The 1,320-nt window shown below is 68.7% G+C and carries 2 protein-coding genes; both read right to left on the bottom strand.

Annotated elements, in window-relative coordinates:
• A partial coding sequence (locus tag DY245_RS32940; RefSeq protein ID WP_128510830.1) for a 2-hydroxy-3-oxopropionate reductase occupies positions 1 to 768 on the bottom strand: 768 nt, incomplete at its 3' end.
• 60 nt (positions 769 to 828) lie between these two features.
• The coding region (locus DY245_RS32935; RefSeq protein WP_147318388.1) for a TIM barrel protein at positions 829 to 1,320 on the bottom strand (492 nt) is incomplete at its 5' end.

The raw sequence follows: 1,320 nt of genomic DNA, 5'->3' as shown, positions 1-1,320 counted from the left end.
GGCGCCGACGGTGCGGGCGGCGTCGGTGACGATGCCCATGTCCTTGTGGTGCAGGTCGATGCGGAAGCCGGGCTTGAAGTCGCGGTGGGTGAAGTTGTCCTTCTTGCGGGCAAGGACGGTGGAGCCGGCCAGGCCGCCGTTCAGGACGTCGAGGGCGGCGGGGAGGTCGACGCCGGACTTTTCCAGGAAGACGACGGCTTCGGCGCAGGCTTGGATGTTGATGGCGACGATGAGCTGGTTGGCGGCCTTGACGGTTTGTCCGGAGCCGTGGGGGCCGCACAGGACGATGGTTTTGCCCAGGGTCTCAAGGATCGGGCGGGCGGCGTCGAAGTCGGCTTGTTGGCCGCCGACCATGATGGACAGGACGGCTTCGATGGCGCCGGCTTCGCCGCCGGAGACGGGGGCGTCCAGGACGCGGATGCCCTGGTCGCCGGCTGCGGTGGCCAGGTCGATGGAGGTCTGCGGGGTGATCGAGGACATGTCGATCAGCAGCGCGCCCTGTTTGGCGTTGTGCAGGATGCCGTCGGGGCCGTAGGCGATGGCTTCGACCTGGGGGGAGGCGGGGACCATGGTGATGATGACGTCGGCGTCGTGGACGGCCTCGGCGATCGAGCCGGCCGCCGTCCCGCCGTTCGTGGCGAGCCGCTCCAGCTTGTCGGCCTCCAAGGTGTAGCCGGTGACGGAGTAGCCGGCCTTGATCAGGTTCTCGGCCATGGGGGAGCCCATGATGCCCAGACCGATCCACGCGATCTTGGGGAGATTGCTCATAGGGGTGCCTCTTTCACACTCAAAGTCATGCGGGCGACGCAGGGGCCGGGGGCTGCTGGGTCAGTTAGCGGCGCGCAGGGGGGCCGGGAGCCAGGCGAAGGCGCCGGCGCTGGGTCCGTCGCCGGGCTTGTATTCCAGGCCGATCCAGCCGTCGTAGCCGTTCTTCTTCAGTCGGCCCAGCAGCGCGGTGAAGTCCAGCGAGCCACTGCCGGGGGCGCCGCGGCCGGGGTTGTCGGCGATCTGCACATGCGCGGTCTTGGCGGTGTAGCGGTCGATGACCTCGTCCAGGTCCTCGTCGTTCATGGACAGGTGGTAGAGGTCCATCAGGAAGCGGGCGTTGTCCAGCCCCGTCGCCGCGTTCACCGCGTCCACGACCTCGATGGCCTTGGGAGCCGAGACGAGGGGGCACTGGGGTGACTCGGGCGCATTGAGCGCCTCGATCAGCAGCGTCCCGCCCACCTTGCCCACCGCACGCGCCGCGAAGACCAGGTTCTCCAGCGCCAGCGCGTCCTGCTCAGCCGCCGAGACTCCCTCGATGCGGTTGCCGTAGAG

The sequence above is a fragment of the Streptomyces inhibens genome, assembly GCF_003389455.1.
In the GTDB taxonomy this organism is placed as follows: Bacteria; Actinomycetota; Actinomycetes; order Streptomycetales; family Streptomycetaceae; genus Streptomyces; species Streptomyces inhibens.
This window is presented reverse-complemented; position numbering and strand designations above follow the sequence as displayed.